The sequence below is a fragment of the Bacillus sp. M6-12 genome (assembly GCF_002860285.1).
GTDB lineage: Bacteria > Bacillota > Bacilli > Bacillales > DSM-1321 > Peribacillus.
In genome coordinates this window covers 1-16,777 of sequence record NZ_PGVF01000039.1, presented here as the reverse complement: position 1 = coordinate 16,777, position 16,777 = coordinate 1, and the positions used below count along the sequence as shown (strand labels likewise).

General features: G+C 34.8%; 15 protein-coding genes. 14 read left to right on the top strand and 1 reads right to left on the bottom strand.

Annotated features, from left to right (window positions below; genetic code table 11):
- A partial coding sequence (locus tag CVD28_RS27385; protein ID WP_142384828.1) for a divalent metal cation transporter occupies positions 1-467 on the top strand: 467 nt, incomplete at its 5' end.
- A 417-nt stretch (positions 468-884) separates the two neighbouring features.
- Here the strand turns inward: CVD28_RS27385 and CVD28_RS27380 are convergent.
- Entirely contained in the window at positions 885-2,594 is a 1,710-nt protein-coding gene (locus CVD28_RS27380) for a sigma-54 interaction domain-containing protein (RefSeq protein WP_101597816.1), read from the bottom strand.
- A gap of 236 nt (positions 2,595-2,830) precedes the next feature.
- Between CVD28_RS27380 and CVD28_RS27375 the strand changes: the two genes are divergently transcribed.
- From CVD28_RS27375 to lhgO, 13 genes are all read left to right on the top strand, one after another.
- Positions 2,831-3,568 carry an SDR family NAD(P)-dependent oxidoreductase gene (locus CVD28_RS27375; protein WP_101597815.1) on the top strand — a complete coding sequence of 246 codons (738 nt, stop codon included), beginning with the start codon at positions 2,831-2,833 and terminating at the stop codon, positions 3,566-3,568.
- Positions 3,569-3,635: 67 nt separating this feature from the next.
- Positions 3,636-4,832 (top strand): iron-containing alcohol dehydrogenase, encoded by a 1,197-nt coding sequence (locus tag CVD28_RS27370; RefSeq protein ID WP_180954337.1) that lies wholly within the window; start codon positions 3,636-3,638, stop codon positions 4,830-4,832.
- Positions 4,833-4,858: 26 nt separating this feature from the next.
- On the top strand, positions 4,859-6,313 hold the full coding sequence (locus CVD28_RS27365; RefSeq protein WP_101597813.1) for an NAD-dependent succinate-semialdehyde dehydrogenase: 1,455 nt from the start codon (positions 4,859-4,861) through the stop codon (positions 6,311-6,313).
- A 75-nt stretch (positions 6,314-6,388) separates the two neighbouring features.
- Complete coding sequence (locus CVD28_RS27360; RefSeq protein ID WP_101597812.1) at positions 6,389-7,366, top strand: zinc-binding dehydrogenase; 978 nt, start codon at positions 6,389-6,391, stop codon at positions 7,364-7,366.
- Positions 7,367-7,424: 58 nt separating this feature from the next.
- Complete coding sequence (locus CVD28_RS27355; RefSeq protein WP_101597811.1) at positions 7,425-7,937, top strand: 2,4'-dihydroxyacetophenone dioxygenase family protein; 513 nt, start codon at positions 7,425-7,427, stop codon at positions 7,935-7,937.
- A gap of 117 nt (positions 7,938-8,054) precedes the next feature.
- Complete coding sequence (locus CVD28_RS27350) at positions 8,055-8,567, top strand: 2,4'-dihydroxyacetophenone dioxygenase family protein (protein ID WP_101597810.1); 513 nt, start codon at positions 8,055-8,057, stop codon at positions 8,565-8,567.
- A gap of 44 nt (positions 8,568-8,611) precedes the next feature.
- On the top strand, positions 8,612-9,862 hold the full coding sequence (locus tag CVD28_RS27345) for an ABC transporter substrate-binding protein (protein ID WP_180954336.1): 1,251 nt from the start codon (positions 8,612-8,614) through the stop codon (positions 9,860-9,862).
- Between the two features lie 75 nt (positions 9,863-9,937).
- Positions 9,938-10,819: a branched-chain amino acid ABC transporter permease gene (locus CVD28_RS27340; protein WP_101597808.1), complete on the top strand. Its 882-nt coding sequence runs from the start codon at positions 9,938-9,940 to the stop codon at positions 10,817-10,819.
- Complete coding sequence (locus CVD28_RS27335; protein WP_101597807.1) at positions 10,816-11,829, top strand: branched-chain amino acid ABC transporter permease; 1,014 nt, start codon at positions 10,816-10,818, stop codon at positions 11,827-11,829. The genes CVD28_RS27340 and CVD28_RS27335 overlap by 4 nt, the downstream gene beginning before the upstream one ends.
- Positions 11,795-12,529, top strand: a complete 735-nt coding sequence (locus tag CVD28_RS27330) for an ABC transporter ATP-binding protein (protein ID WP_101597806.1) — start codon at positions 11,795-11,797, stop codon at positions 12,527-12,529. The genes CVD28_RS27335 and CVD28_RS27330 overlap by 35 nt, the downstream gene beginning before the upstream one ends.
- Positions 12,516-13,223: an ABC transporter ATP-binding protein gene (locus CVD28_RS27325; RefSeq protein WP_101597805.1), complete on the top strand. Its 708-nt coding sequence runs from the start codon at positions 12,516-12,518 to the stop codon at positions 13,221-13,223. Before CVD28_RS27330 ends, CVD28_RS27325 begins: the two co-directional genes overlap by 14 nt.
- A gap of 15 nt (positions 13,224-13,238) precedes the next feature.
- Entirely contained in the window at positions 13,239-13,997 is a 759-nt protein-coding gene (locus CVD28_RS27320) for an SDR family NAD(P)-dependent oxidoreductase (RefSeq protein ID WP_101597804.1), read from the top strand.
- A gap of 430 nt (positions 13,998-14,427) precedes the next feature.
- On the top strand, positions 14,428-15,645 hold the full coding sequence (gene lhgO / locus CVD28_RS27315; protein ID WP_101597803.1) for an L-2-hydroxyglutarate oxidase: 1,218 nt from the start codon (positions 14,428-14,430) through the stop codon (positions 15,643-15,645).
- Positions 15,646-16,777: the final 1,132 nt, after the last annotated feature.

Sequence of the window (16,777 nt, the reverse complement as noted above, 5' to 3'; positions counted from 1 at the left end):
GCATAGTGGTCCAGGGATTGCCAATTAATCCGAAAAATCCCCCTGCATCGGTTTTTCACCTGGCTGCCGGCAATTTTGGTTATAGAATTTTCGGAATCGTGATGTGGGCAGCTGCCGTAACCTCCGTTGTAGGGGCTGCGTACACGTCCGTTTCATTTATCAGAACCATCAGCAAAACTGTTGAGAAATATGAAAAGTGGTTCATTGTTGGGTTTATAGCAGTTTCCACATTAGTATTTGTACTAATCGGACAGCCAGTAAAGATTTTGGTACTGGTTGGTTCCTTAAATGGTCTTATATTGCCGATTGCCCTGGGCGTTATGCTTGTTGCAGCCAATAAAACGAAGATTGTGGGTGACTACAAGCACCCGCTATGGATGACACTTTTCGGAATAGGCATTGTCATAGCGATGGCCTTTATGGGCGGCTATTCACTGATCAACGGGATACCGAAATTATTTAAATAGGACAGCTAAGTTTCGAAAAATCATTTGGCGGCTATTCATGAAAAACATATGCTAATTAATAATATTCAGCTGGACTGGACGAATTTTTGCAAACCAAATTGAGGTCTCAATTTTCGGATGCATTTAACTTGGTACACATGGAATTTACACTCCTGATGCAAAGAAAAAGGGGCCTCACTACGTTTAATGCAATACTTCTAAATTTAAGAAACAGGAAAAGTCTTAGAATGAGAAATAGCGCAAATGATGTATTAATTTAGGCTAATATAAAGAAGCTGTTTAATAGGCGTGGAACTCCTGGGGAAGTAGGTATGAGATTCCGGACTAGACCACTATCCTCAAACGATATTGACTTTATAATTTTTTGCAACCCTTTTCACAAATTGGTGATACAAAAGGAATTCATTAGGGATTTAATTATTTTAAATCAATATTAAGCTTTTCAGCCTTTCTTAAAAGTGTAGTTCTGTGGATATTTAAGATATCAGATATTTTATAAATGTCCTTATGTTCTTTCCATAGATATAGAATATAGTTTCTTTCCAAATCCTCTATCGCATCTTTTAAAGATAATTTCGTACTTTTATAATCAAAATTATTATTCTGCGGGTGAATCATTTGTAAATTTTGTGGTAAGTCATATACTTCAACTAAATTCTTATCTGATAAAACTATTAATTGTTCAACTAAATGTTCTAATTCTCGAATATTTCCTGGCCAGTGGTAAGATTCTAGGATATTGTTTACAGAGTTTGAGAATTGTACCTCCTTTTGATGCTTGTTATTAAATCTCTCAATAAAGTGTTTTATAAGGATATGAATGTCTTCTTTTCGATTCTTTAGGGGGGGAATATTTAAGGGAACTACTGATAGACGATAATATAAATCTTCTCGAATTTCTTTTTGCTCAATTAGTTTTATTGGATCCTTATTAGTAGCTGCAATAATTCGGATATCAATTTTTTTATCGTCTATATCGCCTATTTTTCTTATTCTCTTATTTTGTAAAACGGATAATAACTTAACTTGTAGATTCATTGGAATCTCTGCTATTTCATCTAAAAAGAGCGTTCCTCCGTTGGCTGCTTCTATTAACCCTTTCTTACCTTTTGATTTAGCTCCTGTAAATGAACCGTCAGTATAACCGAATAATTCAGATTCAAATAATGGTTCAGGGATCGCACCACAATTGACTTCAATAAAAGGTCTCCCGTTTCTCTTACTTAGAGAATGAATTTTTTCAGCTACAACATTTTTACCGGTGCCAGTTTCTCCAAGAATTAATACAGATGTATCTACCATTGACAAGCGTTTAATACGATAAAGTACAGGTCTCATTGATGGGCTTTGAGCAATCAATCCGGGAATTTCGTTGATCTGAGAACGTAACCTTTCTATTTCTTCGTCCTGCCTTTTTATTGAAATAGCTTGCATTTTTAAACTTTCCTGAAGGTGATTTAACTTAGTCATATCATAAACAGTATTTACGATCAACGTCATTTTATTTTGTTTATTCAACACTGGTTTTCCACTTACGAGCCAAATGTCCTCTTTATCCTTTATCTTTTGAAGTATAGATACTTTTTGTTTATATTTAATGACTTTCAATGTTATTGAACTATCAAAATATTGCATTGCTATTAATTCAGAAACATGTTTTCCTTCGACCTCTTTCTTAGCGATATTTGTCATTTTAGAATATGCATCATTAATTTTGAGTGTAAATCCCTTTTCATCTGTTATATAAATTCCTTCTTGCGTAGCATCAATAATGAATTGTAATTCATCATTTAATTGTGTTTGTTGTAATTTATATTCCTTTTTTTGGAGAACCACATATAAAAATTCGAACTTTTTCAGATAAAATTTCCGAATTTCAATGTTGTAATTTTCATCGTTTATTCTTGTATCAAATTCAAATTCTTTAGATTTAGATAGGTCTCTTTGTTCGATTGTTAACAACTTCCATACATCTTTAGGATTCACTAGTTTTGCAACCATACGGTTCTGATGAACAACCGTACCTTCCAAATCAAATAAGATACAAGCCATATCAATATAATCAATAAATTTTTTAATGTGGGATTCTTTGATAAGACGAAGGTAATCTTCATTTTGATTTTTCATTTAAACACCCTTTCTTCATCTTTAATTTGTTGTATTTTGTGCAAGCAAACACACCTCTGCGCAAAAATGCACAAATTTTTTTATATTCTGAATTTTGTGCATATTATAACAGTTATGAGCAGTTTTGCACAAGTTTTTTCTTATTATCAAACAAAAGCAAGATTTTTTTTACTTTTTTGAAGTTAATTTATTTGGCACGATAATTGCTAACAAATAAAGTAAGGAGGTTAAAACTAATGTTAAAAAATAAAATAGCAGTTATTACTGGTTGTACTAGTGGTATTGGTTTAGCAACAACTATAGAATTTTTAAAGCACGGAGCTATTGTTATTGGAGCGGATATTAATGAAGAATCAGGCAAACTATGGGAAGAGAAATTAGCTAACTTAGGCGGAAGAGGAATATTCCTAAAAGTAGATATAACAGAAGAAACTCAGGTAGAGAACCTTTTTATCAAGGCCTTGGATAAATACGGTGAGGTTAATATTTTGTTTTCAAACGCAGGAATTGGAGATTACACGAAAGCCCATGAACTATCAGCAGACAAATGGAAACTGATGATTGATGTAAACTTAACAGGAGTGTTTTATTGTTGCAAGCATGCAATAATTCACATGTTAAATGGAGGTGGCACTATTATTAATAATGCTTCCATGTTAGGACATATATCAACATCAGCTGTTACGTCTTATGCAGCTGCAAAGGCAGGCGTTGTGAATTTAACCCGGACTCTTGCAATTGATTACGCTCAACATAATATAAGGGTTAATGCTGTTTGTCCAGGGTATATCAATACCCCGCTAATTAAGGATCTATCCGAAGAATTTCGAAATGAATTAATAAAGAAACATCCAATCGGAAGACTGGGAAACCCAGAAGAGGTGGCATCTGTCGTAAGATTTTTAGCAAGTGATGATGCCTCCTTTATAACAGGAACTTCGATTCTTATAGACGGTGGTTATACTGCACAATAAAAAGAGTCCATTTTTGGCACGGGAATTGCATAATACTTTAATGAATAAACTTAAAGGGGGTAATCAATTGAATTTGGCAGGGTTACATAGTTTTAATTGTCCAACGGAGATAGTGTTTGGTTGTAATTCGATTCAAAAAATACCTGAGATAATCCTGAAAGAAGGTTTCAAACGTGTACTAATAATCTGTGATGAAGGAATCGAAAATGCTCAGATTCTTGACTTAGTGCTTGAACAAGTCCAAAAATCCGGTGTAGAGTGTAATGTATTTTCTAATGTCGAAGCAAATCCATCAACTACTACTATAGAAGCTGGTATGAAAGTTTACGAGAGTTCTAAGCCAGATCTTCTTATAGGCTTAGGAGGTGGAAGTCCAATCGATACTGCTAAAGCAATCGGTATTCTTGCAACTAATGGAGGAAGCATTACAGATTATGAGGGAATAGACAAATTCAGAAATCAATCATTACCTCTTATGGCTATACCGACCACCTCTGGAACTGCTAGTGAGGTTACTGTTTTTACTGTCATTACTGATCCATATAATGAATATAAACTCACAGTTGGGGGGAGAAAATTAGCAGCCCGATGGGCAATCGTGGACCCTGAATTAACATTGACGCTACCGCCTAAGTTAACAGCTTCTACTGGATTAGACGCTCTGGTCCATGCAATTGAATCTTATACTTCTAAAATGGCTTATCCACTTTCAGAAGTTCTTGCATTAGAAGCAATTAGAGTAATTTCTTCTAATTTGAGGCAAGCGGTTTTTTCAGGAGATAACCTAATTGCTAGGAGTGCAATGATGTATGGAAGTTTGGTAGCTGGATTAGCTTTTAATAATACACGTTTAGGAAATGTCCATGCTATGAGTCACCCTTTAAGTGCAAAGTTTCATGTACCGCATGGCATAGCAAATTCCATATTACTTCCTCATGTTATGGAATATAATCTACCTTCGGTCCCTGAGAAATTCATTGAGATTGCTAAAGCCATGGGCGAGGTTCATGATACTAATAAACCAATAATGTTTAATGCTAATAAAGCAATTGAGGCGGTCAAAAAATTAGCAGAAGATATAAATATCCCAATAAATTTTTCAGAATATGAAATCAAAGAAGAAGATATTTTTACAATGGCGTTGGATGCTATGAAAAGTGGGAATATTCAGGTTAATCCACGTACTACTAAAATTGAGGATATAAAAATGCTATATAAAAAAACCATTAAGGATGCAGAAATAGGTACAGTCTTAAAAGCCTAATTGTTTTGATAATGGAGGGAAGCAAAATGTCTGTAGTTTCAAAGGAAACTAAGTATAACTCGTTATTATTTATAAATGGAGGATGGCGGGACTCTTCCAATGGTGAAAAATTTTCTGTAATAAACCCATCTAGTGGACAAAAGATAACTGATGTATCTAATGCGGGGCGTGAGGAAACAAAAGAAGCTATTGACGCTGCTGAAAGCGCTTTCCTTCGTTGGTCGAATTTAACGGCTAATGAAAGAGCTGAATATTTGTTGAAAATGAAAGAGTTAATGATTGAACAAAAAAGGAATATAGCATTAATTATAAGCTCTGAAATGGGAAAGCCCCTACTAGAGGCTGAAGGTGAAGTGGTTTATGCTGCTAGTTTTTTATCATGGTACGCAGAAGAAGGTAAAAGAATTTATGGAGAGACTATCCCTGCGTCTGTGAGTAATAAGCGTTTAATGGTACAAAAACAACCAATTGGGGTTGTCGCAGCTATTACTCCATGGAATTTTCCAATTGCAATGATGACAAGAAAAATAGGGCCGGCTTTAGCTGCAGGGTGTACAGCGATAATAAAACCATCAAGCCAGTCTCCTTTAACAGCACTTGAATTTGCATCAATTGCAGAACAAGCAGGGTTACCTAAAGGCGTAATTAACATTGTAACTGGATCCTCAACTAAGATATCAGAAGAAATATTTAATCATTCTTCTGTAAAAAAAATCTCATTTACTGGTTCAACAGAGGTCGGAAAGTTATTAGTAGAAAAATCAGCAAAACAGCTCAAAAAGCTATCACTTGAGTTAGGTGGCCATGCACCATTTATTGTATTTGAAGATGCCGACCTTGAAAAAGCAGCTGAAGGTGCTGTTGCAAGCAAATTCAGAAATACTGGTCAAACGTGTGTGTGTGCAAACAGAATTTATGTTCATGAAAGTATTCTTGAGGAATTTACAGAAATATATTCTTCAAAAGTTCAAAAATTAAAAATTGGAAATAGCATAGACGAAACAACCCAAATTGGTCCGTTGGTAAATAAAGAAGGAATTGAAAAGGTTGAGGATCATGTGGAAGATGCAATCCGAAAAGGAGCAGTGGTAGTATGCGGAGGAAGACGGTTGCCTAATGAAGGGGAACTATTTTATGAACCCACAATTCTAAAAAATATTTCAACTGATATGAAAATTATCTATGAAGAAACATTTGGTCCAGTAGCCCCATTGATCAGTTTCAATAATGAAGACGAAGTGATTCGAGAAGCCAACAATACTGAATATGGTTTAGCTGCTTATGTCTATACTTCAGATTTGAGCCGGTCAATTAGAGTTACTGAAGCCCTTGATTTTGGAGTAATTGGATTAAATGATGCAATACCTGGAGTACCTCAAGCACCTTTTGGTGGTATGAAACATAGTGGGTTTGGACGCGAAGGTGGACGTTCAGGGTTGCAAGAATACCTTCAAGAAAAATTCATTTCAACCGCATTATAGGTAACTACAGTTAAATTTTTTATAGTTAGAGATAAGCGCAGAACAACTGCTTAATTTTTTTGGAGGAGAACTATTTTGAAGGCTTATCTATTAAGTAAATCTGGGTCCTCCAATAATTTATTTTTAGGGGACGTAGCTATTCCAGAACCACAAAAGGGAGAAATAAGAGTTCAAGTAAAGGCAGTTGCATTAAACCCAGTAGATTACCAGCTGTTGGAATCAGGTCACTCTAAGTGGGCATATCCTTTCATATTAGGTTTAGATGTTGCCGGTGACATAGATAAATTAGGAGAAGAAGTTGCGGATTTTAAATTAGGAGACAGGGTCGTCTATCACGGAGACTTGAGTAGGAACGGAGGCTATGCAGAATATACTTTAGCCTCTGCTAAAGCAGTCAGCAAGATTCCTGAAGAAATTTCTTATATTGAAGCGGCAGCACTTCCTTGTAGCGGAATGACAGCTTTTCAAGCTCTTAATCGAAAATTTCACCATTATTCTGTGAAAACATTATTAGTTCATGGCGGATCAGGGGCAGTAGGCGGAGCTGTAATACAACTAGCCAAACTGAAAAAGTGGGAAATAATTTCTACTTGTTCAACTCAAAATGTTGACTATGTAAAAAGTCTTGGTGCAGATTATGTAATTGATTATAAAAAACAGAATGTTACAAAAGAAGTTTTATCAAGAACCGCTGGGAGAGGCGTCGATGTAGTCATTAATACTATTAGGAAAGACCATGCTGAAAATGATATAAACCATCTAGCATTTAATGGTCATCTAGTATGCATAGCAGGTCTAGCTAGTAATCAAACATATAGTCCGTTCACTAAAGGTATTTCTATACATGAAGTTGCCTTAGGTGGTGCCTATCTTGCCGAAGATAATCGGTCGATAACAGATTTTCCTATTATGCTCGATCATCTTCTAAACCTTGTTAAAGATAAAAAGTTTGACCCAATGATTAGTAAAGTAATTTCTTTGAATGAATTAGTAAAATATTTGGAAAAAATTAAAGAACATCAGGTGAGAGGTAAAATAATAGTGACAATCTAACTTTAGCGCAGTTAAAAAAATAAATTACTACTAAATTTAATAATTAGGAGGATAGACTATGGAAAGTAAAACTTTACCACGTATTGTTGATAAAGCAATGAATGAATTTACTGAGAGATTTATGTTACCAGATCGTGCTATTGATGGAGCAGATATGCCATGGATGCCTTTTGATGAAAAAGGATCATGGTTTAAACCATTACGTTTTGATTTTACTACAGGAATGTGGATAAACCTATTTAAGGTTGATAAGGGTGCGGAATTATCAAAGCACCGCCATACCGGAGGGTTTGTAATTGGCTACACCATTCAAGGTAAGTGGAAGTATTTGGAAAAAGATTGGAGCGCAAAACCTGGGACTCTTATTTTTGAACCACCTGGTGATATTCATACCTTATCGGTTGACCCTTCGGAAGACATGATAACTCTATTTATGTTGGATGGTAGCCTTCAGTTTATTGATGACAATAATGGAATCTATAGAGAAGACGATGTTTTTACATTATATAAACGCTACCGAGATTACTGTGAGGCTAATAATATGCTACCAGATGATAATCTTTGCTTCTAAATGATAAAAGGCAATGTGATTACAAAATAATTACTACTATACAAAATCAAAGTTAATGTACGAAAAAAATTTAAAAACTTTTTTATTGAATTTATCTAATTAGGAGGAAAGACAATCATGGAAAATAAAACATTACCCCGTATTGTTGATAAAGCAATGAATGAATTTACTGAGAGATTTATGTTACCAGATCGTGCTATTGATGGGGCTGATATGCCATGGATGCCTTTTGATGAAAAGGGATCATGGTTTAAACCATTACGTTTTGATTTTACTACAGGAATGTGGATAAACCTTTTCAAGGTTGATAAGGGTGCGGAATTATCAAAGCACCGCCATACGGGGGGGTTTGTAATTGGCTACACCATTCAAGGTAAGTGGAAGTACTTGGAAAAGGATTGGAGCGCAAAACCTGGGACTCTTATTTTTGAACCACCTGGTGATATTCATACCTTATCGGTTGACCCTTCGGAAGATATGATAACTCTATTTATGTTGGATGGTAGCCTTCAATTTATTGATGACAATAATGGAATCTATAGAGAAGACGATGTCTTTACATTATATAAACGCTACCGAGATTACTGTGAGGCAAATAACATGCTGCCAGATGATAACCTCTGTTTTTAAAATTATAAATACACTTTCACAAATTAAGAGTAGGGGGAATTAACGTGTTTAATATAAAGTCCAAAATAATTTTGTTATCCATTATCTTGGTTTTCTCTCTCATACTAACTGCTTGTCAGGGACCATCATCCAATACTGGCAGTACACCTAATGGTAATGGAGGATCTAAAGGGTCTATTAAAATAGGTGCAATTTTTCCACTATCGGGCCCTTTGGCGCTGCTGGGTGAAGAGAGTTTTAGAGGCGTTGAAGTAGCAGTTGATAAAATCAATAAAAATGGCGGGATCAATGGTAAAACTATAGAACTGATAGCTGTTGATACTCCTAGTGCGAATGAAGCAATGGCTTCAGCACAAAAGTTAGTTACTCAAGATAAAGTGAATTTAGTCGTTGGATCTTTCGAAAGTACAATTGTCCCAATTGCTGCACAAATTACAGAAAGAAATAAAGTTCCTTATTTCGAATTAGGATCGGTTGCAGATGAAGTTACAGAGCAAGGACATAAGTATTTATTCAGAACTAACCCACCATCATATATGTATGCAGAAAGCGATATGGAGTTTATTAAATATCTATCGGATAAATGGGGAACTCCATTACAAGACTTAAAAGTGGCATTTATTCATGAAGACAGTAGCTGGGGTACTTCAATTAAAGATGATTTTCTCAAGCTTGCTAAGAAGGAAAATGTCAATGTAGTAGATGTCGTATCTTATAATATGGGCACAGTAAAATCTGTAGATTCTCAGGTTCTGTCACTAAAAAAATCTAATCCAGATGTTGTAATTGGCGTTTCTTATATTGATGACTCAATTCTTGTAGTTCGAACAATGAATAAGTTAGCATTCAAACCTAAAGCATTCATTGGTCAAGGAGGAGGTTACTCTTTACCTAACCTTAAGAAAGCCGTTGGGGATGCTGTAGATGGACTCTTTAATATTGACTTTACCCAATATAATGTTAATCCAGATGTAAGTCCTGGATTGGAGGAATATGTAAAGCTTTATGAAGAAAAGTTCGGAAGTAAACCACTATCAGGTCATTCCTTAACAAACTTCTACGGAGCAGAAACAACATTTTCTATTCTCAAGGAAGCTAAATCATTGGATGCAGAAGATATTCGCAAAGCAGCAAATGCAACAAATATTGAAAATGGCAAAACATCAACTGGTTGGGGAGTTAAATTTGATGAAAAAGGACAAAACACACTTTGTTTACCTTTTTCATTCCAGTATCAAAACCAAGAATTAGTATCTGTATGGCCTGAAAACGCAGCAGTTGCTGAAATTAAGTAAATAAACATATAAATTGAGGACAGAAAGAGCAGATATTGCTCTTTCTGCTCAATTAATACATAAGGAGGTAAAAATGTGTATATTCTCCAAACAGTAATTAATGGTGTTCTACTCGGAGGCGTTTACGCTCTAATTGCCATTGGACTGACATTAATTTTAGGAACTATTAGAATTATCAATTTCGCCCATGGAGAATTGTTAATGATTAGTATGTATATAGCCTACATTCTTTTTTCATTTGGTGGCCTAAATCCGTACGCGTCTTCATTATTAGTAGCAGCAATAATGTTTATTGTTGGTATGGCATTTCAACGATTTGCGATTCAACCTATTCAAAGTTCATCTGCAAATAATAAAATCTTAATGACATTAGGGATATCTATAATTTTACAAAACTTAGCTTTAATGGTCTTCAGTGCTAACTATTATTCTATTCAAACTCCTATTCAAAATTTAAATTTTGAATTTGGCGGAGTAGTAGTAAGTATGACAGCATTTTTAGCATTCTTAAGTTCATTATTATTATCAGGTTTACTTTTTCTATTCTTAAGATTCACTTATACAGGTAAAGCAATTAGAGCCTTGGCACAAAATCATACGGCTTCATTATTAATGGGCATTAAGGTTAAAAAAATGTACATGATTGCTTTTGGAATTGGTTCAGCGTTGGTAGGTTTTGCAGGGGCGGTATTAATACCTATGTATTCCGTTTATCCGACAACTGGAACATCGTTTGTTTTACTCTCCTTTGTTATTGTTGTTCTCGGTGGAATGGGGAGCATATTAGGAGCGTTTATAGGTGGGCTTGTAATTGGTGTTCTGCAGTCAATGGTCGGCTTTTTTGAGCCAGCACTAAGTGAAGTTGCTTATTTTATACTTTTCTTATTAATTTTATTGGTAAAGCCTTCTGGATTGTTAGGGTTAGGTAAAAATTCAGAGGAGGTTGGGTTGAAATGAAAAAAGCATCAATTTCCAAACTTATTTTGCTATTAGTAGTCGCACTCCTGGTACCTGTATTCTTAACTAATGAATTCTATCTCAATATCGCCGTATGGATTTTCTTGTACGCGTTACTTTCAACATCATGGAATATCCTTGGAGGATTTGCTGGTCAACTTTCTTTTGGGCATACTGTATTCTTTGGGATAGGTGCTTTTACTACTACGATCCTATATTCCAATTATGGAATATCACCTTGGCTTAATATGATACCTGCTATTCTTTTAAGCGTAATTTTCACACTGATTGTAGGGATTCCAACCTTTAGATTGAAGGGACCTTTCTTTTCTTTAGCAACACTTGCGATAGGGCAAATTTTATTCTTACTAGCGATTTATTTTAAAGATTTGACCGGTGGAAGTGTTGGAATTGTTATGAAATTTAACGAGTCTTATTGGACCATGATGTTTGGGAACACAAAACCGTATTACTATATTATTTTAATTCTTTTTATTGTTTCAATAATTATTAGCTACTTTATAAAAAATTCAAAAGTAGGTTATATGTTAACCGCAATTCGAGAAGATGAAGAGTCAGCAGAAGTTATTGGGGTCTCAGCTTTTAAATATAAAATGCTTGCCTTCCTTATTAGTAGTACTTTAACAACCTTAGGTGGGGTATTTTATGCCCATTACAACATGTTTGTTCAGCCAGCTACAGTGTTTAGCTTCTCAATGTCAGTAAGTATAGTGGTTTATGCGATAATCGGAGGACTTGGAACGGTATGGGGACCATTTTTAGGTTGTTTACTCATAGTTCCAATAAACCAATATTTGACAAGTTCTCTAGGGAATTCCCTTCCAGGAATTAGCGGTGTTATCTATGGGGTTATACTCATTATTGTTGTATTAATTGAACCAAAGGGAATATTAGCTCTGTTCGAAAGAAGAAAGTCTATCAGGTTTAATAAAACTGGACAAAGGAGGAAGACGGATGAACCCTCTATTGAAAGTGGAACATCTAACTAAAGAATTTAGTGGTATAACCGCAGTAAAAGATGTTAGTTTTCATGTCAATACCAATGAGATTTTAGGAGTGATTGGACCAAACGGGGCGGGTAAAACAACATTATTTAATCTTATTACTCGAACCCTTCCTCCCACAAATGGAACAGTTGCCTTTAAAGGGGAAGACATTTCGACTTTAAAGAAACCATATCAAATATGTAAAAAAGGTATTGTAAGGACCTTTCAAGTGGTTAAACCTTTTATGCAAATTTCTGTTTTAGAAAATGTTATGATTGGGGGCTTTTTGCATCATAAAAAAAGAACTCAAGCTGAAGAACAAGCGAAATTTATTTTAAATATGGTTGGATTAGATCACAAGTCTTATTCTCTAGCATCTCACTTAACTCTTGCTGAAAAAAAGAGATTAGAATTAGCACGAGCTCTATCTACAAAACCCTCATTACTTTTATTAGATGAGGTTTTAGCTGGATTAAATCCAACAGAAATTAAAGAATCGATTCCACTAATTCGAAATATAAGGGATTCTGGTGTCACGATTATTATGATCGAACACATAATGTCCGCAATGATGAATCTTGCAGACCGCCTTATAGTACTTCACCACGGAGAATTGATATCTGAAGGAGATCCTCTAAAAGTTACAAGTGATCCTTTAGTTATGGAAGCATATTTTGGAGGTGAAGTTCATGTTGGAAGTTAAAAACTTACAAGCCGGGTATGGGGAAGTACAGGTATTATGGGATGTTAACTTTAGTGTCAAGCCTGGGCAACTTATTGCTTTGATCGGGGCAAATGCAGCAGGGAAAAGCACAACTATAAATGTTATTTCAGGAGTACAGCCTAAAAAAAGTGGAGAAATTTATTTTCATAATAAACGGATTGATCAATTGGAATCGAATAAAATTGTTGATTTAGGGATCATACAAGTCCCAGAAGGAAGGAAGTTATTCCCTTTTTTAACGATTAAAGAGAATTTAGAGTTGGGGGCTTTTTCAAAACGTTCAAGAAGAAATTTACGAAAAAACTTAGATCGGATTATGGGGATTTTTCCTGATCTTAAGCCGAAAATGCACCAACATGCTGGAAATTTAAGTGGTGGACAACAACAAATGGTTGCAATCGGAAGAGCACTTATGGCTGAACCTGAAATTCTAATGATAGACGAACTTTCACTCGGTTTGTCTCCTTTACTTACCCAAAATATGTTAAAGGTTGTAAAAGATATTAACCAAGAACTTGGTACTACTATTTTACTGGTAGAACAGAATGTCCATCTATCATTAAAAATTGCTACTTATGTATATGTAATGGAAAATGGAAAGATTGTATTAGAAGGAGAACCGTCGTTAATCTTAGAAGATGATGAGTTGAAGAAATCATATCTTGGCCTATAAGGAGCGAAACTATTCGTGGACAATAAAGATTTTTCTTTCAAAGACAATAATATTATTATTCCTGGAGGAGCTGGTGACCTAGGACAAGAAGTAACTGTTAACTTTTTAAAAAGAGGTGCTAACGTTACTGTTATTGGAACCAATAAAGATAAATGGGATAACTTGTATAATAGCGTCCCTGTATATAAAGATCAGTTACATTGGATTCAAGCAGATTTAGCGACTGAAAATGGGATTGAAAAAGTTAAAAAATATATGCTTGAGCAAGACCATATTGACATTCTGATAAACTTTTCGGGAATAAACTTACGTAATCCTATTTTAAAGACGACATTTTATGAATGGGATCAAGTACTAAACGTAAATTTAAAGGCTCCATATTTTTTATCTCAATATGCTGCTAGAAAGATGCTGCAACAGGGGAGAGGGAAAATTATCCATATTGGATCTCTGTCATCTACATTGGGCTTACCAAATATGGGACCATATGGAGCATCTAAAGGAGCCATTGCTCAAGTTACAAAATCTATGGCTGTAGAGTGGGCTCCTGTTATTCAAGTTAATGCCGTTGCGCCTGGATATTTTAGAACCTCAATGACAAACGAATTATTTGAAGACGAAGTTAGAAAAAGTGAAATTTTAAACAGAATCCCATCAAAAAGAACTGGCAATCCGGACGACCTGGTTGGTGCAATACTGTTTTTATGTTCAGATGCTGCTAACTATATTACTGGTCAAATGTTATGTGTAGATGGTGGTTGGACTATTAATTAGCGAAAAAGTCATACATGCTCCTAACATAAAATGTTGCTTGAAAATTAATGTATGGGAGCGATGAAATAATTATTGTTTATGAACTTATAGAATTTAACGAGTATTTATCTTCAGAAATTGAACTATACCACCTGTGGTTTATGAAAAATTAGAAATAACCCATGTTAAATTTAGGGAGAATAATATAATTTTATAAGATGGGGACATCCATGAAGTTATAAAGGTTTTAAAAGAGGATGAAGGATCAAAAAAAGATACCACCCTATTGGTCTACCATATTTGCAGTAATAATTTAGAAAAAACCCTTTAAGAAATAAGAGTTAACCATCAGGATATTTTTAAGTGAAATGAAGGAAATTCGATTAGTTTACGTTCAAAAATGAAAAGGCTACAAATTACTAAAACTAAATCTATAATGGGGAGATATCCAATGTATGATTTTTTAATTATTGGAGGAGGAATCGTAGGCCTATCTACAGGTATAGCTCTTTATCAAAGATTTCCAAATGCAAAGGTAATAATAGTTGAAAAGGAATCTCAAATTGCAATGCATCAAACAGGACACAATAGTGGAGTAATTCATTCGGGAATATATTATAAACCTGGTAGTTATAAAGCAAAATTTGCTCGTAAGGGAAGCCAATCGATGGTAAGTTTTTGTAAAGAATATGGGATAGACCATGATATTTGTGGAAAGGTCATTGTTGCAACGAAAAAAGAGGAGATACCACTACTAGAGAATTTATATACCAGAGGTATTCAAAATGAACTCTGTATTCGAATGATTAACAAAGAAGAAGTAAATGAAATAGAACCTCATGTAAACGCGTTAGCGGCCATTCATGTACCACAGGCTGGTATTGTTGATTATAGACAAGTGAGCCAAAAGTTCGCTGAAATTTTCTTGAAATACGAAGGAATCATAGAGTTAGGAACAAAAGTAGAAAAGATTTACGAAAATGATGATACTGTTGTTATTGAAACTAATAATAAAACTTTGCAAGCGCGTACTGTTATTAATTGTGCTGGGTTACATAGTGACCGAATTGCTGCTACTGCTGGATACAAAACCGATATGAAAATTATTCCTTTCCGTGGAGAATACTATAAATTAAGACCAGAAAAAAGGGATTTAGTGAAAAATTTAATTTATCCAGTTCCAAATCCAAAGTTCCCCTTTTTAGGCGTTCATTTTACGCGCATGATTAATGGGGAAGTTGATGCTGGTCCGAATGCCGTATTAAGTTTTAAAAGAGAAGGATATAAAAAAACAGATTTTAATCCGACAGATTTATTAGAAGTACTGAGTTATCGCGGATTTTGGAAATTAGCAAGCAAATTTATGAAAGAAGGTCTAGATGAATATATTAGGTCTTTTAGTAAGACCCAGTTTACAAAAAGCCTCCAAGAAATAATTCCTAATATTAAAGAGGATGACCTAGTTCCTGCTCCTGCAGGAGTTCGTGCGCAAGCATTAAAAGTTGATGGTACTATGGTAGATGATTTTCACATTATTATGGGTAAACGTACTATTCATGTTTGTAATGCCCCATCACCGGCAGCAACTGCCTCTATTGAAATAGGAAAAGAAATTGTAAATCGGATCCCTGAACAAACCCATTTAACGAAACATATTGTAAAAATATAATAGATTTCCTTGATAGAACAACAACATGATATAACTCATCTAAAGAAGAAATAAGTTACTTTTTTAAGTTATCTTCAAATCGTTACACCAAAGTTACTTGGAAACTGATGAAAAATCGTGTAATTTTAATCCTGGGTCAATTTGCTTGAATTTTGATAATGTCAAGTAAACTTTTTTACTCAGAAAATATAGTAATATATGTTGCAAACAGATTTAATAGGTGAAAAAATGTGGCAATACGTTTAGTATTGGCTGTAATAAAAGAAGCGATTCTTCTCAAATGAAGAAACCGCTTTTTTTCATGCCATTGGTTTCGTTTAATGCCAAGTTCCGGATGAAATCCCTGCCGAATATTTATCATGTATATAAAGAGTGAACGGGTATACCTTCCCATAATCATAATCTGCAAACGGCTCTGGTCCAGTTTTTACTCCCTGGTGCTCATCCCAGTTTACGATAGAGTTTTCCAAGTGATCCAGATAAAAATTAATTGATCTCTCATCATGTCAGTAGCCGCCAAGGTATTCAGAGAAAGTAGACATCCCTTCATTTAACCAAAATTTCTCATCCCTTCATTATCGCTGTGAATCAAGTGCTAAAGCTCATGGATTGTCGTGCCAAAGAAGGTCGATTCAAGTCTTGTATCCCAATCTCTGGCCTCAATTGTAATAATATTTCTAATGTTACCGAAACACTTCACGCAAGCGGACAAGGTTTAGATTTAAAAGATGTGTACAATCGCTTTATTACTGCTCTGGCAATTGACAGTTATAAACCGGGTAATGGAATCTTTAATTTTGACAGCATCAATATAAGAGATCTAACAATGGTACTAAGCGCGGAACCACAGTTAACTATGAAGATATACTGCCGTTTGAAAAAGAGGGCGAACTACATGGGGCGGTGACTTTAAAGACTTGAAAATGCCGGAAAAATCAGCAATAGTACATTTGACGGAATTGATTTCCTGCCGAGTCCATGGAAACTTAGCTTTTCCGTTTGAAATACCTTCGGGTAAACTTTTTAGTAAATGTATTCAATCAATAAACAATTTTATATGGCAGGAAGTTACAAGTTTCTACAAAAATTTTTATTAGACTAATAAATTTGCTACATGGAAAAAAACTCACGA